This window comes from Anaerococcus sp. NML200537, from assembly GCF_026131715.1.
GTDB lineage: Bacteria > Bacillota > Clostridia > Tissierellales > Peptoniphilaceae > Anaerococcus > Anaerococcus kampingae.
The window spans coordinates 1-3139 of the sequence record NZ_JAMXSL010000066.1; the positions used below are offsets into that span (position 1 = coordinate 1).

The window sequence follows — 3139 nt, forward strand, 5'->3', positions numbered from 1 at the left end:
ATTAAATCTCAAGGAGCAAACGAGTACACTCTATCTAATAACAATATTATACAGTAAAACTGAATAATACTTAGTCGAAAAAGGGTTATAGGTTACCTTTAACAACCTAAATACATTATATAAGGAGCAAAAATGGCAAGAGATAGAAAATTCGCCAATGGCGAAGGCTCAATAACCTATGTAAAGGGCAGGAAATCCCCATGGTGGGCAAGACTCCCAGCAACCTACGATATAAACGGCAAAGAACACAGGCCAACAGTAGGCTTTTATAAATCAAGAAAGGAAGCCAAAAAAGCTTTAGATAATTATGTATATGTCGATGATATAAAAACATTTAGGGAAATATACGAAGAATACAAAAAAACTGATGATTATCTAAATTTATCATATAAAACAAAAAACAGATACGAGGATTCCTTCCAATCCTTCCACCCTATCTGGAATAAAAATATCATGGAAATAAAAACCATGGAAATGCAAAGGTGCATAGATCAAAAAGTAAAAGAGGGATACTACGAAACCATAAACGGCGAAAAAATAAGAAAAGACTACTCCAAAGACTCAATCTCAAGGTTAAAACACGTAGCAAGTAAAATCTACCAATTTGCAGAAAAACATGAATTAGTAGATAAAGATAGAGCAAAGCTGCTAGATGTAAAAGGTAAAGAAAACACCAAAGAAAAAACCATATTTTATACACAAGATATAAATAAACTCTTTGAATCGATACCATACAACCCCGACGCTCGCCATATACTCTGCATGATATTTACAGGCATGAGAACATCAGAATATAGGAAATTAAAAACTATAAACATTGACTTCAAAAGAAGGATAATCAGGGATTTTGGAATAAAAACAAACAAGGGTAAGAGAAGGATTATGTTTATCCACGACAAAATCTACGACATACTAAAAGAATTAGCCAGGGAATCAACCACAGGCTATATAGTAGAAAACACAAGAATAAACCCACAAAACCCAAAGCCATCACATCCAAGCGATACCACCTTTAGAAACACAATCTTCAAAGGAGCACTCAAAAAGGCAGGACTAGAAGAAACAACCCCTATACAATGTAGGTATACTTTCGCCACCATATCCCATATGTCAGGCATAAGTGATATAGATCTCATGGACTTAATGGGACACGAATCCATAGAAACCACAAAGAAATCTTATATCCAGGTAGTAGATATGTATCTATATAAGCAGTTCCAAACCTACAATTTTAAAACTGCACTAAAAGTAGGATAAGAAGTTGGGACAAAAATAAAAAAAAGCATAAAAAACAACGATTATAATTCTACTGGTAACTTACTGGTAACAGCAAAATTGTAATCGTTGAAATCAAGCTATAAAAGCTTATCAAATGGTGCGGGATAAAGGAGTCGAACCTTCACGAGAAATTCTCACTAGATCCTAAGTCTAGCGCGTCTGCCAATTCCGCCAATCCCGCATGGGGTGAGTAGTGAGATTCGAACTCACGCTCTCCTGGGCCACAACCAGGTGTCGTAACCAACTGGACCATACCCACCACGCTAAGTTGTTCTCTACTAATGTCTCACTGACTATTACAGTATACAACTTTTTATTTACTTTGTCAAATGTTTTTTAAGATTTTTATTTAATCTTTATCTCATAAGCTCTAAAGCTTTCTTACTGACAAATAATATAATACCACGTTTTTAAAAATAATGCAAATTTTTTCCTTATTTTATTTTTCTATCTTTTGAAGTAGAATATCAAGAGAGGTGAATTATGAAAAATACAAGAAAATTTATTTTAAAATTATTTGCTATTGTTATCGCTATAGCTATGATTGCTCCCCTTGTTTATAACGCTATATTGTCTATGCAATGATTATAGAAAATATTGAGTATTCAGAAAAATATAATTTAATTAGGCTTAGCATTTCTAATGAGAAATTCTTTGTTGATTATGATCTTTATTATGAGCTTAACCTAGAAAAAGATGAGGAATTAGACTTTGATACCTATAAAATAATCTTGGCCAATGATGAGTATAACAGGGCCAAGAATTTTGCCTTGTCTAAGATTTCTTATTCACAAAAATCTACTTATGAAATCAAAAAGAAGTTAGCTGAGAAGAAATTTTCTAATGAAGTTATCGATAAGGTTGTTGCTTTTCTCGATTCTTACGGGTTTTTAGATGATGCAGCTTATGTCAAAGCTTTCATCACTGATAAGGATGAGATTTCAAGATGGTCTCGAAATAAGATTTCTTATATGTTAAAAACCAAACACGTAGATGATTTACTTATAGAGGAATACATTGGCCTTGTGGATGATCAAAGGGAATATGAAAAGGCTAGTTTTTTTGCTGATAAAAAGATTAAGGATGATTTTTCTTTTGAAAATAGGCAAAAGGTCTTTAGGCATTTGGCTGGCAAGGGCTTTGATATCGATATAATTAATAAGGTCCTTGATGAAAGATTTAAGTAATGCATTTTGTTTATATTCTAAGATGTGCTGATGATAGCCTATATACAGGTTATACTAATGATCTTAAAAACAGGATTAAGGTCCACAATTCTGGAAAGGGAGCAAAGTATACTAGAGCAAGGCTACCTGTTAGTCTTGTATTCTACAGAAGAGTTGATAGCAAATCTATCGGTCTTAAGCTTGAAGCAAGGCTTAAAAAATTAAATAAAAAGCAAAAAGAGGATCTAGTCCAAAAATTTGCCTTAGGAAATTAACTTTCTCTTTCTTAAGGATGTTTTTAGACTATCTCCTCTTCTTTTTATAGAAATTTCAAATAGGCCCATCTGGGTAAATCCAAATATTTCGGCTTCAATTTGGTATTTTTCTATGGCTTTTTGCATCTCTGCTGTAATTTTTTCCTTATCATGAACTCTTAAAAAGTCTATCAGACACATGCCTCCTATGTTTCTTAATTTAAGATTATAGGCTATAAAGTCTATTAGCTCTAAATTTATACCTAATAAAAAATCTTCTTTTTGCATTTTAGACTTTCGGCTTCCTGTATTTACATCTATTACAGTAAGGGTCTCTAGTTCATCTATAATAATCGATAAGTCTTTGTAATTTAATTTATTATTACTTATATCTTTTATCAAATCATTAAAGACTCGTGAATTTTTGATGTCTATTTCTTT

The 3139-nt window shown here is 32.3% G+C and carries 4 protein-coding genes and 2 tRNA genes; 3 read left to right on the forward strand and 3 right to left on the reverse strand.

The window, feature by feature from the left end:
* Window positions 1-132 precede the first annotated feature (132 nt).
* Entirely contained in the window at window positions 133-1257 is a 1125-nt protein-coding gene (locus NH288_RS11200) for a tyrosine-type recombinase/integrase (RefSeq protein ID WP_265215370.1), read from the forward strand.
* 116 nt (window positions 1258-1373) lie between these two features.
* Here the strand turns inward: NH288_RS11200 and NH288_RS11205 are convergent.
* Window positions 1374-1459 (reverse strand) — tRNA-Leu (locus NH288_RS11205).
* Window position 1460: 1 nt separating this feature from the next.
* A tRNA-His gene (locus NH288_RS11210) sits at window positions 1461-1537 on the reverse strand.
* 322 nt (window positions 1538-1859) lie between these two features.
* On the opposite strand from NH288_RS11210, the gene NH288_RS11215 reads away from it, so the two are divergent.
* A complete protein-coding gene (locus NH288_RS11215) occupies window positions 1860-2465 on the forward strand; it encodes a regulatory protein RecX (RefSeq protein ID WP_265215372.1) in 606 nt (201 codons plus the stop codon).
* Entirely contained in the window at window positions 2465-2719 is a 255-nt protein-coding gene (locus tag NH288_RS11220; RefSeq protein WP_106460044.1) for a GIY-YIG nuclease family protein, read from the forward strand. The genes NH288_RS11215 and NH288_RS11220 overlap by 1 nt, the downstream gene beginning before the upstream one ends.
* On the opposite strand, the gene NH288_RS11225 is transcribed toward NH288_RS11220, so the two are convergent.
* On the reverse strand, window positions 2708-3139 hold a 432-nt coding region (locus NH288_RS11225; RefSeq protein WP_265215375.1), incomplete at its 5' end, for a ribonuclease E/G. The genes NH288_RS11220 and NH288_RS11225 overlap by 12 nt on opposite strands.